Genomic DNA, 16,519 nt, shown 5'->3' with positions numbered 1-16,519 from the left:
ACTCTTGATTAAGGAATGGCGACGCCAATCGATTTTCGCTGGCAAATCAACAGTTCCACACCGCAAAAACCCGCCGTATTTAACGCCGCCTTAATTGCCTCGACCGCTTATAGAGCACGAATCAGCAGCGCGTGGCGGGATTGTGACGCAGGAAAAAACAGGCAGAGCGGTTTCAATCGTAGCGCGTACGCCCTCGCTTGACGCGCAATCCCTAGCGTGTGTCATCACCGTACCCACCTTCAAGCGACCGGGCCAGCTTCTGAACACGCTTCACTCGCTGGCCTCGCAAGCGACGGAGCGCCCGTTCGCCGTGATTGTCATGGAGAATGAGGCAGAGGAACGAGCCGGAGCCAACGCCGCCGCACCGCTTTTTGCCGATGGAACATTCAAAGGCCTCGTGATTATCGCGCATGAACGGGGAAATTGCTGCGCCTACAATGCCGGCTGGGAAACGGCCCTCACCGAATTCCCGAACTTCCGTTATCTCGCCGTTATAGACGACGACGAACTGGCATCCCCGCACTGGCTGGAAAACCTCTGTTCCACGGCCGAGCGCTTCGAGGCCGATATCGTTGGCGGCCCTCAGGTGCCCGTCTTCGCAAAGCCCGCGCATGAACGCTGGGCGACCCACCCGGTCTTCGCGCCGCCCTATGATGAGACGGGGCCTGTTCCGGCGCTTTTCTCATCGGGCAATCTCCTTCTGTCGCGGCGGGTTCTGGAGGCGATGCCGCGCCCCTTTCTCGATCTTCGGTTCAACTTCATGGGCGGGGGCGATTCGGATTTCCTGAGCCGCGCCAGCCAGAAGGGCTTCCGCCTCGCCTGGTCGGCGGAGGCCGAGACACAGGAGATCGTGCCCGCCCGCCGCGTCGAACGGGACTGGATCCGCTCCCGGGCGCTGCGCAATGGCGTCATCTCCACGCTTGTCGAGAAGAGGAAGCGGCGAGATCAGAGTTTTGGCAAGCTACGTGTGTTTGCAAAGAGCCTTGCGCTGCTTGCCGCCTCGCCGTTTCGCGGCGCGCTTCGCCTTGCCGCGACGGGCTCCGTCTCCACCGCCATGTATCCGGTCTATGTGGGGCTCGGCCGCGTCATGGCCGAATTCGGCTACGCCAACGAGCAGTACCGCGAGCCGGAAAAGAATTAGCCCCGCAGACGGTCGACTTCCCGCCGCCGATTGTGTATCGCTCCCCTCCCCCAATCGATCCACATTCCGGCAAGGATAGTCCCATGCAAGCGCTCAGCGGCGGCATCGACTTCGGCACGTCGAATTCCACAGTGGGCTTCATGGAGAACGGCGCACCCCGCCTTGTCGCGCTCGAAGCGGGCGAGGTCACCATGCCGAGCGCCGTGTTCTTCAGTTTCGAGGATGACCGCACCTATTTCGGGCGCGGCGCCGTTAGCCGCTATACGGAGAATGTGGAGGGGCGCCTCCTGCGCGCGCTCAAGAGCGTTCTGGGTTCATCGCTCATCCATGAAAAAACGCGAATTAAAGCCCATTCCATCGCGTTTTCCGACATTATCGGCTCGTTTCTGCATTTCTTGAAAGATAATCTGGAAAACCATCTCGGAGGTCCGGTCGACAACATCGTGCTTGGGCGGCCGGTGCAGTTTGTCGATGACAATCCGGAAGCCGACAGGCGCGCGCAGGACGAACTGGAAAAGGCCGCGCAGCGCCGCGGCTTCGCCCATATCGAGTTCCAGTTCGAGCCGATTGCAGCCGCCCTCGATTATGAGCAGCAGGTTGACCGCGAAGAACTCGCGCTCATCGTCGATATCGGCGGCGGTACGTCCGACTTTTCCATTGTCCGCGTTTCCTCCGACCGTGCGAAACAGGCGGACCGCAAGGACGATATTCTCGCTAACCATGGTGTGCATATCGGCGGCACGGATTTCGACCGGCTTTTGAGCCTCGCCCGCCTCATGCCCGAATTCGGCTATCGCACGCAGACGAAAGACGGCAAGCGCTTTCTGCCGGCTGGCTATTTCAACGATCTGGCTACCTGGCAGCGCATCCACATGCTCTACACCAATCGCGCCATGACGGATTTGAAACAGATCCGCTATGAGGCTGCCCAACCCGAGCTTGTCGAGCGGATGATCGACGTGGTCGCCAACCGGCAGGGCCATGCGGCGGTCGGCGCGGTGGAACGGGCAAAGATTGCGCTCACGGACGAAACCGAAAGCGCCATCAAGCTTCCGCTTACCGACGAAACGCTTGACCTGCCGGTCACACGCGACCAGTTGAACGATGCCATTTCAGCCACGGTCGACCGCGTTCAGAATGCCGTTTCGGAAACGCTCGCCCTTGCCCGCATAGCCCCCGAACAGATCACCGCCCTCTTCCTCACCGGTGGTTCCTCTGCCATCCCGCTCCTGCGCGAGAATGTCCTGCGCATGCTGCCCGCAGCGACCGTCGTCGAAGGCGACATGTTCGGCTCAGTCGGCCGCGGTCTGGCGCTGGACGCAGGCCGCAGGTTCGGCACCTAGGGTCAGGACCCATTAATATGGCCGCAATGGCGATCGATAGACCAAGAGATGCAAGGAGAAGCCCGCAGAGCGGGGTCCTCCCCCCGGTCAAGGGGTTTGACGCAGCAGGTCGCCGGTCTATCGAACGTCCTTCGGATCGGCCTGATTTGCACGGCCTACTTTGTCGCAAGACCTTGAAAGACATGAAGTCTTCCTGCGGCCCTGCTTCGCGTATCCGCACAAATCAGGCCGACCATTGCGGCCATACTAATGGGTCCTGACCCTAGGCACGCTTCCCCATTGCATTCCAAGCCCGCACGCGGCATTCCTTTGCCATCATCAAGGGAGAAGTTTCATGGGCAAATCGGTCATCCTCGTCGGCTGCGGCAACATGGGTTATGCCATGCTGAAGGGCTGGATCGCCGCGGGCAAGCTGGCCTCGAAGGACGCAACCGTGGTGGAACCGAATGAGGGTCTGCGCGCCCGCGCTGCGGCCTTGGGTGTAACCGTTGCCGAAAGCGTTGACGAGCTTGCCGCAGGGGCCGACATGATCGTGTTCGCCGTCAAGCCGCAGGTCATCCGCGATGTCGCCCCGGCCTATGCCCGATTTGCCGACAAGGCCACCTTCGTCAGCGTGCTTGCCGGTACCGGCACGGCCACATTCGAGGAAATTCTTGGCCGTCATGCCGCAATCATGCGCTGCATGCCCAACACGCCCGCCGCCATCGGCAAGGGCATGATGGTGCTCTTCTCCAACCGCAATGTGACCGGCGAGGCAAAAGCCTTCGCCGAGGAACTGCTGGCCACCAGCGGAGTTGTCACCACCATCGACAATGAAGAGCTGATGGACGCCGTCACCGCCGTTTCCGGCTCCGGCCCGGCCTACATCTTCCACTTCATCGAGTGCCTGACGGCTGCCGGCGAGAAGGCCGGACTGCCGAAGGAAACCGCGAAGCTTCTCGCCATGCAGACGGTCTACGGCGCGGCCTGCTTGGCCAAAGAAAGCGATGACGAGCCCGGCAAGCTGCGTGAACAGGTGACAAGCCCCAACGGCACCACCGCCGCCGCACTCTCCGTTTTCATGGATGAAAACCGGCTGCTTGATCTTGTGAGCGAGGCCGTCGACGCTGCGAAAAAGCGCTCCATCGAACTGGGGAAGTAGAGGATCGGCGCAGGCCCCTCATCCGCCTGCCGGCACCTTCTCCCCGCCAGCGGGGAGAAGGAAGAAAATCGGAAAGGGAAGCGCCAGCTTCAAGTCCCCAAAGCACCGCCTCCCCTTCTCCCCGCAACCGGGGAGAAGGTGCCGGCAGGCGGATGAGGGGCGAGCGCCCCACCCATCACCCTTCGCCGAACACCATCGCATCCTGCCGCGACCTGAGCGCTACCAGCCGCGAAGCCGCGTCGGGCGCGACATTCGCGTAGGACAAAAGCGCGCCCTTCTTCACCGGGGCCGTCACCGTGCCGCCCTCAAGGAGCCCGCATGGCACGGCCTTCGCCGTGCGCGCCTCTTCCGCCGTCATGATCCACGAGCGGTAGGAATATTCGCCGATGGCGTCGAGCCGGTCGCCGGGATTCAGATCCTTCTTGGCCACCGCGCAGACTTCCGCGACCGGCCTGTCGAGCGGCACCATGTCCGCCTTCCCATAAAGCACGGCGCGCGCGCAGGTGAGCGGCACTTCCAGCGATGTCAGATGATAGGGCCGGAAGAAGGTGTAATAGGGCCCCTCGCCGAGCTTCAGATCGTTCATGCGCTCGCGCAGGCGCGGATGATCCATCTCCGCCACCACGAACACGCCAGGCGCGACACCCTTGCCGACCGTGAAGTCGACACAGCCCTTCTTCGAGAGCACGCCGCCATCGGCAATCGGGCAGAGAACGCTTGAAAGCTCCTCGCGGCTTGCCGCCGGGCCATGCATGCCCGGCTTGTCCGGCACGAGGCCCGTGGCATTGGCGATGGCCGCCATTTCCACCATCGTCTTGGAGCCGTCGACGAACTCGACCAGCATGCGCACATTCATGTTGCGCCGTTCCGCTTCCTCGGCGTAGTCGTCCGGCACAGCGTCGATGTTGAGCGGATTGTTCTTGCCCTTGCCAGCGGCAACGATGTCGTGCCCCATGGCCGAGACGAACTCGATCAGCTCCATGCAGGAAGACGGCTCGTCGCCCGCGCCCAGCGAATAGGTCACGCCCAGCCGCGCCGCTTCACGCTTCAGATAAGCGCCGATGGTCACGTCGGCCTCGACATTCATCATGACGAGATGCTTGCCGGCCTCCATGGCCGAAAGCCCGATCTCCGCGCCCACCGCCGGCTTGCCGGTGGCGTCGATCACCACGTCCACAAGATCGTTCTGCGCCACCATCAGGGAATCGCCGCAGAGCGCCGTTTTCCCGGACCGGATCGCATCGCTGATCGCGCCTGCCGTTGCCGCCTCCACCGCGCTCCCGACATCCCGCCCGGCAATCTCGATGGCCTTTGCCGCGCGTTCGGGCCGTGTGTCGGCGATTGCCGCCACCTCGATGCCCTTCATGCGCGCCACCTGCGTGACGATGTCCGTGCCCATCTCGCCGCAGCCGATCAGGCCGATGCGCACCGGCCGCCCCTCTTCCGCCCGCTGCTCAAGATCGCGCGCAAGACCGGTAAGCGCCACATTCGTCATTCGAACTCCTCCTCATTTGGCGCCCGAAAGGGAAGTGACCGAACGCCGATTGTCAATTGGCCTTAAGCTGCACCGGAACAGGACTGTTCTTCTTGATATCTTTCAGAACGAGGTTGGTGCGCACATTGGCGATGCCCGGCAGGCGGAACAGAAAATCCTCCAGAAACCGGTTATAGGCGGCCAGGTCCCGGCACACGACGCGCAGATGATAATCCGCCTCTCCCGTGGTGGAGTAGCAGTCGAGCACTTCGGGCCGCCGCCGCGTCTCGGCGATGAACGTGTCCACATGCCGGTGATCATGCCGCGTCAGCGACACATGCACGATGGCCTGAAAACCGAGCCCCGCCTTCTCCACGTCCAGCAGAGCCGCATATTGCGTGATCAGCCCCGCTTCCTCCAGCGCCTTCACCCGCCGCCAGCAGGCCGAAGCCGACATGCCGGCCCGTTCCGCGAGCTCCTGGTTGGAGAGCCGGCAGTTCTCCTGCAGGGCGTCCAGAAGCCGCTTGTCCTGCTCGGTCAGCTTTTCAGCCACTATCTGAAATCCTGAATAATTATTCGTTTAATCCGACATTATCGGATAATTCCACCAGAAACCATATTTCAAACGCCAAATCTGGCACAATTTTCCAGCGCCCCCGGTTTAGAATTCTTCCAGTCTGCACCGGAGGAATTGCATGACCGTCCAACCCAAGGCCGGCGAACTCGCGCGCTATCAGCTCGAGGACCGCTACACCCAGGAAAAGGGCCGCGTCTTCATGACCGGCACGCAGGCGCTCGTGCGCGCCGTGCTCGATCAGGCGCGCCGCGACCGCGCGAGCGGCCTCAACACGGCAGGCTTCATCTCCGGTTATCGCGGATCGCCGCTGGGCGCGCTCGACCTTGAGTTATGGAAGGCGAAGGACCGGCTCGACGCCGCCCGCATCGAATTCCTCCCCGCCGTCAACGAGGATCTTGCGGCCACCGCCGTGCTCGGCAGCCAGCAGGTGGAGACCAACCCGAAGCGCGAGGTCGAAGGCGTTTTCGGCCTCTGGTATGGCAAGGGCCCCGGCGTCGACCGCTCGGGCGATGCGCTGAAGCATGGCAACGCCTATGGCTCCTCGCCCCATGGCGGCGTGCTGGTGGTTGCCGGCGACGATCACGGCTGCGTCTCCTCCTCCATGCCGCACCAGTCGGACGTCGCCTTCATGGCGTGGTTCATGCCCACGCTCAATCCGGCCAGCGTGTCGGAATATCTGGCCTTCGCAGAATATGGCTACGCGCTTTCGCGTTTCTCGGGCATGTGGGTCGGATTCAAGGCCATCTCGGAAACGGTGGAATCGGCGGCCTCCATCGAAATCCCCGCCCCCCGCGTGTTTGCCACACCCGATTTCACCCCGCCTCCCGGCGGGCTCCACTATCGCTGGCCGGACCTTCCCGGCCCGCAGATCGAGGAGCGCATGGAGGCGAAGAAGCACGCCGTGCTGGCGTTTGCCGAAGCCAATCCCATCGACCGCCACATCTATGACGTGAAGGATGCCCGTTTCGGCATCGTCACCACCGGCAAGGCCCATCTCGACCTCATGGAGACGCTGCGCCTTCTGGGCATCGGCGAGGCCGAGTGCCGAAAGCTTGGCATCGACATCTACAAGGTCGGCATGGTGTGGCCGCTCGCCCGCCGCGCAGCACTCGACTTCGTGAAAGACAAGCAGGAAGTCCTCGTCATCGAGGAGAAGCGCGGCATCGTCGAAAGCCAGTTCAAGGAGTATTTCTACGATTGGCCCGGCCACAAGCCGCACGCCATGGTGGGCAAGCGCGACGAGGATGGCGAACGCCTCGTGCCGTGGACCGGCGAGCTTTCGCCGCGCCTGCTTCTGCCCATCGTCGCCCGGCGGCTCGAAGGCATTTTCCCCGGCAGCGGCTTCATCGCCCGCGCTGAAAAGATCCTCGCCACACCGGCCATATCGCTCCAGGTGGAAGGCGCGACCCGCACCCCCTATTTCTGCTCCGGCTGCCCGCACAACACCTCGACCAAGGTGCCCGAGGGGTCCGAGGCGCTGGCCGGCATCGGCTGTCATTTCATGGCAAACTGGATGGACCGCAACACCACCTCGCTGATCCAGATGGGCGGCGAGGGCGTGAACTGGGCAGCCTCCTCGCTCTTTACCGGCAAGAACCACGTCTTCCAGAATCTCGGCGAAGGCACCTGGTATCACTCCGGCTCCATGGCCGTGCGGCAGGCGATTGCCGCAAAGGCCAACATCACCTTCAAGATCCTCTACAACGACGCCGTCGCCATGACCGGCGGCCAGCCGGTGGACGGCCCCGTCAGCGTTCAGGCCATCGCGCATTCCTCACGCGCCGAGGGCGTTGAACGCATCGCGCTCGTCTCCGACACGCCGGAAAAATTCCAGCCCGGCGCGCTGCCCGCCGGCACAACCATCCATCACCGCCGCGAGCTCGACGCCGTCCAGCGCGAGCTGCGCGAGGTGAAGGGTGTTTCGGTCCTCATCTACGAGCAGACCTGTGCAACCGAGAAGCGCCGCCGCCGCAAGCGCGGCCAGATGGAAGACCCGAAGAAATTCGTCGTCATCAACGACCTCGTCTGCGAGGGCTGCGGCGACTGTTCGGTGGAGTCCAACTGCCTCTCCGTCGAGCCGCTCGAAACCGAGTTCGGCACCAAGCGCAAGATCAACCAGTCGTCCTGCAACAAGGATTTTTCCTGCGTGAACGGCTTCTGCCCGAGCTTCGTCACCATCGAGGGCGCAACCCGAAAGAAGCGCTCAGGCATGGAGATCGACCTGACGCGGTTTGCCGCCGACCTCCCCGATCCCGAGCTTCCGGCGCTCGACACACCCTTCGACCTGATGATCACCGGCGTGGGCGGCACCGGCGTCGTCACCGTCGGCGCGCTCGTCACCATGGCCGCACATCTGGAGGGACGCGGTTCGAGCGTCCTTGATTTCACCGGCTTTGCGCAGAAATTCGGGCCGGTGCTCTCCTATGTCCGGCTGGCATCCTCTCCCGAAGATATCCATCAGGTCCGCATCGACCGTGGTGCAGCGGATGCGCTGATCGGCTGCGACATTGTCGTGTCGTCCTCGCCCAAGGCCTCGGCCAGCTACCGTCCCGGCATGCGCGCTGTGGTGAATCTCGCCGAGATGCCCACTGGCGACATCGTGCGCAAGCGCGATGCAAGCCTTCGCGTCGACCAGCGGCTTGCCTCCATCGAAGGCGTGACGGGCAAGGATGCGCTCGCCGCCATGGACGCCAACCGCCTGTCAGAAAAGCTCATGGGCGACACGGTGTTCGCCAATGTGATGATGCTTGGCTTCGCCTGGCAGAAGGGCCTCGTGCCCGTCTCGCTCAACGCGCTCACCCAGGCCATCGTGCTCAATGGCGTTGCCATCGAGAAGAACCACCGCGCCTTCCTCATCGGCCGTCTGGCGGCGGAAAAGCCCGATGCGCTGAAGGGCCTGCTCGATCCGAAGCCGCAGACCGACGGAACGCTCGATGAGATCGTCACCCGCCGCGAGGCGTTCCTGACCGACTATCAGAACGCGACCTATGCCGCGCGTTACCGCCGCCTCGTGGATCGCGTGCGCGATGCCGAAGCCCTGCTGGGCAATGATGCCGTCAGCCGGGCCGTTGCCCGCTCGCTCTTCAAACTGATGGCCTACAAGGATGAATACGAGGTCGCCCGCCTTCACACTGAAACAGGTTTTTCTGCCCGCATCGCAGACGAGTTCGAAGGCGACTATCGCATCGTCCATCATCTCGCCCCGCCATTCCTTGCTTCCGGAAAAGATGCGCGCGGCCGTCCGCTCAAGCGTGAGTTCGGTCCGTGGGTGCGCCTGCCGTTCCGCATGCTCGCCCGCATGAAGCGCCTGCGCGGCACCATCTTCGATCCTTTCGGCTACACCGCCGAACGACGCATGGAGCGCGAGTTGATCGATTGGTACGAAGCGCATGTGGAAAAGGCGCTTGCAAAACTCGATGCCGGCAACGCGGCAGAACTGGCCGAGATCCTTGCATTGCCGATGCAGATCCGGGGCTACGGCCCGGTCAAGGAAGAGGCGGCAGAACGCATCCGTGCCGAGATGGATGCGCGTCTTTAGGCACGCCTGAAGATCGCTCCTTCGTCATCCTTGGGCCCGACCCGAGGATCCATGCCAGAACGCCGAAGACAAAGCCCAGCCTCTCAAAGAATGCACGTCGTTTTCCACGCCTGTACCAATGTCCACCGCAACAGCATGGATCCTATCGTCTAGCCATGAGAAGCCGAGGGAGACGACGGATGCTTTCCATGGCAACCGGGGTGTCCTGCAAATACTCATGAAATGCGCTTTGCACCGGGTTTCGCCTCTCCGCGCAAACTTCCCATAAGGCTCTGATATAAAACAATTTCACAAAATCTTTTGACCTTCTTGTCGTCCCATTTGCTTGCTCCGGTCCGCCGCCTGTGCAAATAGCATTGGTCGAAGATATTTCGAGAGGTCCCCATGACTGCCATCACCCGCCGTGCGCTTGGCGCACTCGCCCTTTCCGCCGCCGTGGTCGGATTGGCACTACCGTCGCAAGCCGCCGACAAGATCAATGTCGGCATTCTGTCGCTGACATCCCATTCGCCCAGCATCATTGCCGAGGCGAAAGGCTATTTCGAAGCGCAGGATCTCGAGGTCGAGTTCGTGTCGTTCCAAGCCGCGCAGCCCATGGCGGTTGCCATCGCATCGGGTGATGTCGATTTCGGCATGACGGCCATTTCCGGTGGCCTCATCAGCCTCGCCGACAAGGGCGTGGTCAAGGTCATCGGCGGCGCCCTGCAGGAAACGCCGGATGTCGAGGGCCAGAAGATCCTCGCCTCCAAGGCCGCATTCGATGCCGGCGTGAAGACGCCCGCCGACCTGAAAGGCCGCACCTACGGCATTACCACCACCGGTTCCTCCTTCCATTACATGGCGCACAAGATCGCCGACAAGGAAGGTTTCGACCGTGCAGAAATCCAGGTGAAGCCGTTGCAGAAGGTGCCGGCTGTCATCGCGTCACTCAAAAGCGGTCAGATCGATGCATGGTCGATCGTTCCGAACATTGCCGGCGCGCTTACCAAGGGTCCGGAAGTGGTGGAGATCGGCAAAGTGTCCGATTACATCGACAATTATCAGGTCACCACGGTGTTCACCTCTACGAAGAACGCGACCGAAAAGAAGGATTTGGTCGAGCGCTTTCTCGCCGGCCTGTCCGAGGGCATCAGCGATTACAATGCGGCGCTCGTCGACAAGACCATGAGCGAGGAAGACACGACCGCAATCGTCGAGATGATCCACAAATATGTCTATTCCGACCAGCCGCTCGAAAAGGCCGATCCGCGCATTCGCGCCGGCGCGATGCGCATCAACGAAGGTGCGGCGCTGAGCATCGCCAGCGTGGAGGACCAGCTTGAGTGGTTCAAATCCGAAGGCCTCGTGCCCGAAGGCGTGACGATGGAAAAGCTGGTCGACACCAGCTTCGTGGAAACCCGCTAACAGCGAAACCGCCCCGGCCCGCCCGGGGCGGCATTCTTTGAGCCGATGCAGCTTCTTCTCGAAAACATTACCCACCATTATGGCGGCAGGACCGTCCTCGACGACATCTCGCTCACGGTGGATGATGGAGAGATCGTCTGCATCGTCGGCCCCTCGGGCTGCGGCAAGTCCACGCTTCTGCGCATTGCCGGCGGGCTGGAAAAATCCGATGAGGGTCAGGCGCTCCTTACCGGGCCCGAGCCGGAAGGCTCGCTCAATCCGCTGACCTATATCTTTCAGGATTTTGCCCTTCTTCCCTGGCGCAGTGTTGAAGGCAATGTCAGCCTTGTGCTGGAAGATCACGGCATCTCCGCAGCCGAGCGGCAGGCCATCATCGCCGATGTGCTCGCCCGCACCAATCTCTCCGACTTCGCAAAGGCGCTCCCGCGCCAACTCTCCGGCGGCATGAAACAGCGCGTGGCCATTGCCCGCGCGCTTGCCGTCAAGCCGGCCATCATGCTGATGGACGAACCGCTTTCCGCGCTCGACAGCCAGACCCGCGAACTCCTGATGGACGATCTCGTGGCGTTGTGGACCCGCGAGCGGTTTTCCGCTTGCTACGTGACGCACAATCTCAACGAGGCCGTGCGGCTTGGCCGCCGCATCATCGTTCTGTCCCGCCGTCCAGGCCGCATCCGCGACGTGGTGGAGATCGACATGCCGCTTGCCGAGCGTGCCGACCGGCTGGCGGAGCTCGAAACCCTGCAACGCCGCGTCTGGGACATCATGCGCGAGGAAGCGCGCGAAGCCGACCGGGAGATTTCCGATGTCGCATGATACCACGCGCGACGTCACTGCCGCGGGTGTTTCCGAAACAGGCAACCAGCGTCCCGTTCCATTCCGGGGCGGCGGTTTCGTTCATCGCTCGCTCGGTCCTGTCGCGCCGATTGTCTTTCTCGTCATTCTGGCGATCTGGGAGCTGGGCTCGCGTTCGGGCTTTATCAGCGCGATTGCCCTGCCAGCCCCTTCCGAGGCGTTCGGTGCGCTGGTCGATCTCTTCCAGACGGGCATGCTGTGGAAACATCTGGGCGCCAGTCTCTACCGGCTCATTGTCGGCTGGACGCTGGGCAGCCTTCTGGGCATAGCGGTCGGCCTGTTCATCGGCCTCTTCTCCCTTGCCCGCGCCGGGCTTCTGCCGCTCGTCTCCGCCCTTTTTCCGGTGCCGAAGATCGCGCTTTTACCGCTCTTCATCATCTGGTTCGGCATTGGCGAAGGCTCGAAGGTGGCGACCATCCTCTTCGGCACGTTCTTCCCCACCGTGATCGCCACCTATGGCGGGGTGGACAATGTCGACCGCAATCTCATCCGCATGGGCCAGTCCTTCGGCCTTTCGTGGCTGTCCATCGTGCGCAAGATCATCGTGCCGGGCGCGATGCCGGCCATCCTGTCGGGCTTTCGCATCTCGGCTTCGATCGCCATCGTCCTGCTTGTGGCGGCAGAGATGATCGGCGCTGAATTCGGTGTCGGGGCCTATATCCTGATGGCCGGAGCGCTTTTTGCGCTCGATCAGCTTATTGCCGGTGTGGCGCTTCTCTCGGTCATCGGCCTCATCATTGCCTGGCTGATCGGCAAGCTTGAAAAGCGACTTCTTTCATGGCGAACCTGACGCTTCGCGCGGGTTTTGAAAAAAGTCCCTGCAAATCGACCGAAGGGCGCTTGTCAGCGCAAAATCTCGTGCTATAACCCACGCGCTTCCGGCGGAGAACCAACCCCGCCACCGCCCGCAGAAATCTCTGCCCCGGCGATGCGAAGCAGGGTTTGCCCAGGTAGCTCAGTTGGTAGAGCAGCGGACTGAAAATCCGCGTGTCGGTGGTTCGATTCCGCCCCTGGGCACCACTTTTCCACTGAACAATCCGTCGATAGCGGCTTCTGGTTCGTGCAGCCACGCGATTTTCGCGCATCTTGTTCTTGCAGTGCGCTTGTTTCCATGAATACGGTCCGCGCAGGCACGAACATCCTTGCCGCAGCATCATATTGGATGGAGCTCACTCCTTGAAGATCGCGCCAGCATTCCGGAATGCAAAGCGCACCATATTGATGGCGTTGGGGCTGATAATGCTCGGACTTGCGTTTATCGGCGCTTTCGTGCCGATCATGCCGAGCACGATCTTTCTCATCCTCGCCGCATGGTTTTTCGCGCGTTCTTCACCGAAACTCGAACGCAAATTGCTTGAACACCCACGGTTCGGACCCGTTCTGCACGACTGGCGCGACCGTGGCGTTGTCCCGCGACGCGCGAAATTGTTCGCTGGAGCGGGCATGGCCGCCGGCTTCTGCCTGTTCGTCGTTCTTTACAGGCCCGGCCCGCTGCTCGCGCTGACGATTGCAACGACTATGGGTGCGGTGCTTGTTTGGATTGCGACCAGGCCTGAAGTCTGATGCGTAGCAGACCCGCCCTCGCTCATTCCTTCTCCTCCGCCGCTGCGTCGCCATTGCCCCCTGCCCGGCGTTCTTTTGCCGGTGTGAAGCTGATGATCCGATCGTCGGTCGACGGCGTCCCTGTGGCCCCGGCCGCGAAAACGAGTTTCCCCGATGGCTTCACCCACAAAAGCACGATCGCCTCTTCCGCACGGCTATTCAGATAGGCATCGTAATCGAACTCTTCGGTGAGCTTCGTGGCCTGGAAGGTCCAGCCCTGCCAATGCCGCTCACGCAGGGTGCGGAAATCCACGCCCTCCTCGGTGAGGGGGCGACCGCCAAGGGTGAAGTTGAGGGACATGCGTTTGGACTGATCCGCCCCGCGTCCGAGCTGATAGACGTGCGAACGGCCAAGTTCCGGCGCGAAATCCGTACAGACGAGTGAATTGTAGGCATCATTGTCGGTCACGGCGATCAGTGTGGAAAAGCGCTTGGGATCAATGCTGTGGTGCGCCTCTTCCGACAGGATATCGCCGTAGAAGACGGGGACCTCGGAAAGACGCGCCTCCGCGATGTGGTTCCAGTTCGGGTCCGCAATCATGACCGGGACATCCATATCGCGGAGTTTGCGAGCCAGATCGATGGCCCATCGTGGCCCTCCAGCGATCAGCAGACCAGGTTTCTCGGCGCTTTTCAGTTTCAACAGCGAGGCCAGGGGACCGAGTGTAAAGCCATGCAGCACAATTGTGGTGACGACCACGGCGAAGGTGAAAGCCACCATGCGGTTGGCATCGGCGATGCCGGCATCTGCCAGCGCCCCGCCAAAAAGGCCGGATACGGCAACAGCCACCACGCCGCGCGGCGCAATCCAGCTTGAAAGCGTACGCTCGGCAAATGTCGCACCGGATCCGGCCGTGGCAGTCATGATTGCCAGAGGGCGCACCACAAGGAGGAGCGACGCAACGAACAACGCTGCGCGCCAGTCGAGACTCTTGAAGTCTTCGACCGTGAGCGATGCCGTCAAAAGGATAAATATGCCCGAGACAAGGAAGACAGTGATGGTCTCCTTGAAACGCCGCATTTCGGCAAGGCTCGCAATACGCGTGTTTGCGAGCACGATGCCCATGACCGTGACCGTCAGAAGGCCGGCCTCCTCGAGAACGAGATTGGTCAGCGCGTAGGCCAACAGCACTGTGGCAAGCAGGATCGGCGCTTTCAGGAACTCCGGCACGACGCCGCGCACGAACGCCCAGTGAATGGCCCGCGCCGCCACATAGCCGCCAGCAACCGCGACAGCGAAGGCCGCCACCACCACATAGGCAAGGCTGCCCCCCTGGTGCTGCCCGATCAGAACCAGAATGACCTCAAAAGCGACCACTGCAAACAGTGCGCCGATCGGATCATTGACGATCGCCTCCCATTTGAGCAGCGAGGCCGGCCTTGCAGCAAGCTGCGCCTGACGCAGAAGCGGTGTGATAACAGTTGGCCCCGTCACCACCAGGATGGCACCGAGCACCACAGCCGTCGGCCATGAGAGGCCACCAATATAGTGAGCGGAAAGCGCGGTCATCACCCAGACGAGCGGACCGCCGAAAATGATGATGCGCCGCACCGCCGTGGAGGTTTCGCTGATCTCCTTGAAATTCAGCGTGAGCCCGCCCTCGAATAGAATGATTGCGACGGCGAGCGAGACGAGCGGGCGGTAAATCGTGCCGAAATCCTCCGCCGGATTCACAAATCCGGTGGCTGGACCAGCGAGAACACCGGCAAGCAGCAAAAGCACGATAGCGGGCAAACGTAGTCGCCAGGCGAGCCACTGCGCGCCCATGCCCATCACGCCGATAAGCGCGATTTTCAGTCCGATATCATGCATGAGACGTCCGTTTGTTTGAGAGGGGCGGGGAACGCAATTCCTCAGGCAGAATAGTCGCTCCCGGGCAAGCATCCAACACACCAAATGCACAGAGGAGAAAACACTCGGACACGCGGGCGGCAGCATCGTCGGGCGGCCTGCACCGCACCAGATCCGCTGCCTCCACAAAGTCGCTTACGCATTCTCTCTAAAGGTCGTATTGACAGATCGGTTCCAGCAACGAAACTTCAACCATGATCAGCAACGGGCCCGCAACTGCAATTGTGTGGAGGGCACCGACGGGTCATGGGGAGGAAAACCATGAATGGACGGGGTCTGATTTTTCATGCAGACCGGGTGCTGGCAGCGGTGGATTCGGACCATGCGGCGAAGTCTGCGCTGGTCGCCTCGTGGCAGCGCTCGTTTCGCCTGCATCGGCTTGACCCGGCTCAAACACGCGGGCCAGAGCGGATTTCAGACTTCGAACTTGCTGAGGCCCGCGCTCGGTGCGAACCGTTGATCCGCTCTGCGCAGGCTTCGCTGGACCAACTTTTCCTCGCCGTGGGTAGTTCCGGCTATTGCGTGCTCCTGGCCAATCAGAAAGGCATACCTGTCGAGCGTCGCAGCGCGGCAGGCGATGATGACACGTTTCGGCGATGGGGGCTGTGGACAGGCAATGTCTGGAGCGAGCAGGCCGAAGGGACCAACGGCATCGGGACATGTCTGGCGGAACGCCGTGCGCTGACAATACACCTCGACCAGCACTTCCATTCGCGCAACACACTCCTCTCCTGCACCACCGCACCCGTCTACGATCACGAAGGACAACTCGCGGGGGCGCTCGATGTCTCTTCATGCCGATCTGACTTGACGGAAGGGGTCATTCATCTCATTGCGACGGCTGTCGGAGACGCGGCACGGCGCATCGAGGCGGAAGCCTTTCGCCTGGCCTATCCGCAGGCGCGGATCATGCTTTTGCCCGCAGCAGACACGACAGCCCTTATTGCGGTTGATCGCCATGATCTCGTGGTCGGTGCGACACGGACCGCCCGGGCCATGCTGGATCTACCGCCCGGTCCCATTTCGAGACCAATTTTTGCACGCGACCTCTACGATGCCTCGGAACGGTCTGTTGTTCCTGCTCTGGCAGACGCAGAGCGGAGTGCATTACAGCGAACGCTTCTGAGCACCGGCGGCAATGTTTCAGAAGCAGCGCGCCAGCTTGGAATATCCCGCGCAACCATGCATCGCAAAATGGCGCGGCTGGGAATAGGTCGTGACAGCTGACAGTTTCAGAACAGACCTGTTTCAGATTTGCGACAGGTCGTGACCACAGAACGCCCAGTCCTACTGCCCCGCAGCACGGCACCAGTCTACCATCCCTGCAAAATGCACAAGAATGCGGTCTGAGATCCTGATGGCTTCCAGAGTGGGCCATGCTGAACTCAGATCACTTTGATCGCGTCTGATCGATCGTCTCGAGCCAGACGCTACAACTTGCCTCTTCTCATATTTTTGGAAGGGGCTGCCCCGGCAGGCGGGAGGCTCAGCCGCCAGCTAAAAGCCCCCGCCTGCTCCTTTTGTTTCAGAAGCGGAGCAGATCGCAGCAAGGTATGCGCGGCAGGGAAAGCACCGTCTTGCTCGCCCGCATA

Annotated in this window: 12 protein-coding genes and 1 tRNA gene; 10 read left to right on the top strand and 3 right to left on the bottom strand. The window is 61.8% G+C overall.

The window, feature by feature from the left end; translation table 11 throughout:
- Window positions 1–142: 142 nt before the first annotated feature.
- From AC2CHD_RS10320 to proC, 3 genes are all read left to right on the top strand, one after another.
- Window positions 143–1,141, top strand: a complete 999-nt coding sequence (locus AC2CHD_RS10320) for a glycosyltransferase family 2 protein (RefSeq protein ID WP_484553600.1) — start codon at window positions 143–145, stop codon at window positions 1,139–1,141.
- An 83-nt stretch (window positions 1,142–1,224) separates the two neighbouring features.
- On the top strand, window positions 1,225–2,484 hold the full coding sequence (locus tag AC2CHD_RS10315; protein WP_484553599.1) for an Hsp70 family protein: 1,260 nt from the start codon (window positions 1,225–1,227) through the stop codon (window positions 2,482–2,484).
- 334 nt (window positions 2,485–2,818) lie between these two features.
- Window positions 2,819–3,625, top strand: coding sequence for a pyrroline-5-carboxylate reductase (proC, locus tag AC2CHD_RS10310; RefSeq protein ID WP_484553598.1), 807 nt, complete (start codon window positions 2,819–2,821; stop codon window positions 3,623–3,625).
- Window positions 3,626–3,800: 175 nt separating this feature from the next.
- Here proC and AC2CHD_RS10305 read toward each other — a convergent pair whose 3' ends face one another.
- Both AC2CHD_RS10305 and AC2CHD_RS10300 read right to left on the bottom strand, forming a co-directional pair.
- Entirely contained in the window at window positions 3,801–5,120 is a 1,320-nt protein-coding gene (locus AC2CHD_RS10305; protein ID WP_484553597.1) for an NAD(P)H-dependent oxidoreductase, read from the bottom strand.
- Window positions 5,121–5,172: 52 nt separating this feature from the next.
- Window positions 5,173–5,652, bottom strand: coding sequence for an Lrp/AsnC family transcriptional regulator (locus tag AC2CHD_RS10300; protein WP_484553596.1), 480 nt, complete (start codon window positions 5,650–5,652; stop codon window positions 5,173–5,175).
- A gap of 142 nt (window positions 5,653–5,794) precedes the next feature.
- Here AC2CHD_RS10300 and AC2CHD_RS10295 point away from each other — a divergent pair, with 142 nt between their 5' ends.
- The 6 genes from AC2CHD_RS10295 to AC2CHD_RS10270 all read left to right on the top strand — a co-directional run bounded on the left by AC2CHD_RS10295 (window position 5,795) and on the right by AC2CHD_RS10270 (window position 13,036).
- On the top strand, window positions 5,795–9,214 hold the full coding sequence (locus AC2CHD_RS10295; RefSeq protein ID WP_484553595.1) for an indolepyruvate ferredoxin oxidoreductase family protein: 3,420 nt from the start codon (window positions 5,795–5,797) through the stop codon (window positions 9,212–9,214).
- A gap of 384 nt (window positions 9,215–9,598) precedes the next feature.
- Entirely contained in the window at window positions 9,599–10,618 is a 1,020-nt protein-coding gene (locus AC2CHD_RS10290) for an ABC transporter substrate-binding protein (RefSeq protein ID WP_484553594.1), read from the top strand.
- A 45-nt stretch (window positions 10,619–10,663) separates the two neighbouring features.
- Complete coding sequence (locus tag AC2CHD_RS10285) at window positions 10,664–11,434, top strand: ABC transporter ATP-binding protein (protein ID WP_484553593.1); 771 nt, start codon at window positions 10,664–10,666, stop codon at window positions 11,432–11,434.
- Window positions 11,424–12,263, top strand: coding sequence for an ABC transporter permease (locus AC2CHD_RS10280; RefSeq protein WP_484553592.1), 840 nt, complete (start codon window positions 11,424–11,426; stop codon window positions 12,261–12,263). The genes AC2CHD_RS10285 and AC2CHD_RS10280 overlap by 11 nt, the downstream gene beginning before the upstream one ends.
- A gap of 154 nt (window positions 12,264–12,417) precedes the next feature.
- Window positions 12,418–12,493 (top strand) — tRNA-Phe (locus AC2CHD_RS10275).
- Window positions 12,494–12,694: 201 nt separating this feature from the next.
- On the top strand, window positions 12,695–13,036 hold the full coding sequence (locus AC2CHD_RS10270) for a YbaN family protein (RefSeq protein ID WP_484553591.1): 342 nt from the start codon (window positions 12,695–12,697) through the stop codon (window positions 13,034–13,036).
- A 22-nt stretch (window positions 13,037–13,058) separates the two neighbouring features.
- Here AC2CHD_RS10270 and AC2CHD_RS10265 read toward each other — a convergent pair whose 3' ends face one another.
- Window positions 13,059–14,888 carry a cation:proton antiporter gene (locus AC2CHD_RS10265; RefSeq protein WP_484553590.1) on the bottom strand — a complete coding sequence of 610 codons (1,830 nt, stop codon included), beginning with the start codon at window positions 14,886–14,888 and terminating at the stop codon, window positions 13,059–13,061.
- 300 nt (window positions 14,889–15,188) lie between these two features.
- Between AC2CHD_RS10265 and AC2CHD_RS10260 the strand changes: the two genes are divergently transcribed.
- Complete coding sequence (locus AC2CHD_RS10260; RefSeq protein ID WP_484553589.1) at window positions 15,189–16,154, top strand: helix-turn-helix domain-containing protein; 966 nt, start codon at window positions 15,189–15,191, stop codon at window positions 16,152–16,154.
- The last annotated feature ends 365 nt before the right edge of the window (window positions 16,155–16,519 follow it).

It is taken from the genome of Nitratireductor sp. ATLC21 (assembly GCF_057196525.1).
This window is presented reverse-complemented; position numbering and strand designations above follow the sequence as displayed.

Bases quoted from the DNA above. Each gene is read 5' to 3' on its own strand.
- AC2CHD_RS10315 (WP_484553599.1), top strand. From the start codon at position 1,225: ATGCAAGCGCTCAGCGGCGGCATCGACTTCGGCACGTCGAATTCCACA.
- proC (WP_484553598.1), top strand. From the start codon at position 2,819: ATGGGCAAATCGGTCATCCTCGTCGGCTGCGGCAACATGGGTTATGCC.
- AC2CHD_RS10305 (WP_484553597.1), bottom strand. From the start codon at position 5,120: ATGACGAATGTGGCGCTTACCGGTCTTGCGCGCGATCTTGAGCAGCGG.
- AC2CHD_RS10295 (WP_484553595.1), top strand. From the start codon at position 5,795: ATGACCGTCCAACCCAAGGCCGGCGAACTCGCGCGCTATCAGCTCGAG.
- AC2CHD_RS10290 (WP_484553594.1), top strand. From the start codon at position 9,599: ATGACTGCCATCACCCGCCGTGCGCTTGGCGCACTCGCCCTTTCCGCC.
- AC2CHD_RS10285 (WP_484553593.1), top strand. From the start codon at position 10,664: ATGCAGCTTCTTCTCGAAAACATTACCCACCATTATGGCGGCAGGACC.
- AC2CHD_RS10280 (WP_484553592.1), top strand. From the start codon at position 11,424: ATGTCGCATGATACCACGCGCGACGTCACTGCCGCGGGTGTTTCCGAA.
- AC2CHD_RS10270 (WP_484553591.1), top strand. From the start codon at position 12,695: ATGGCGTTGGGGCTGATAATGCTCGGACTTGCGTTTATCGGCGCTTTC.
- AC2CHD_RS10265 (WP_484553590.1), bottom strand. From the start codon at position 14,888: ATGCATGATATCGGACTGAAAATCGCGCTTATCGGCGTGATGGGCATG.
- AC2CHD_RS10260 (WP_484553589.1), top strand. From the start codon at position 15,189: ATGAATGGACGGGGTCTGATTTTTCATGCAGACCGGGTGCTGGCAGCG.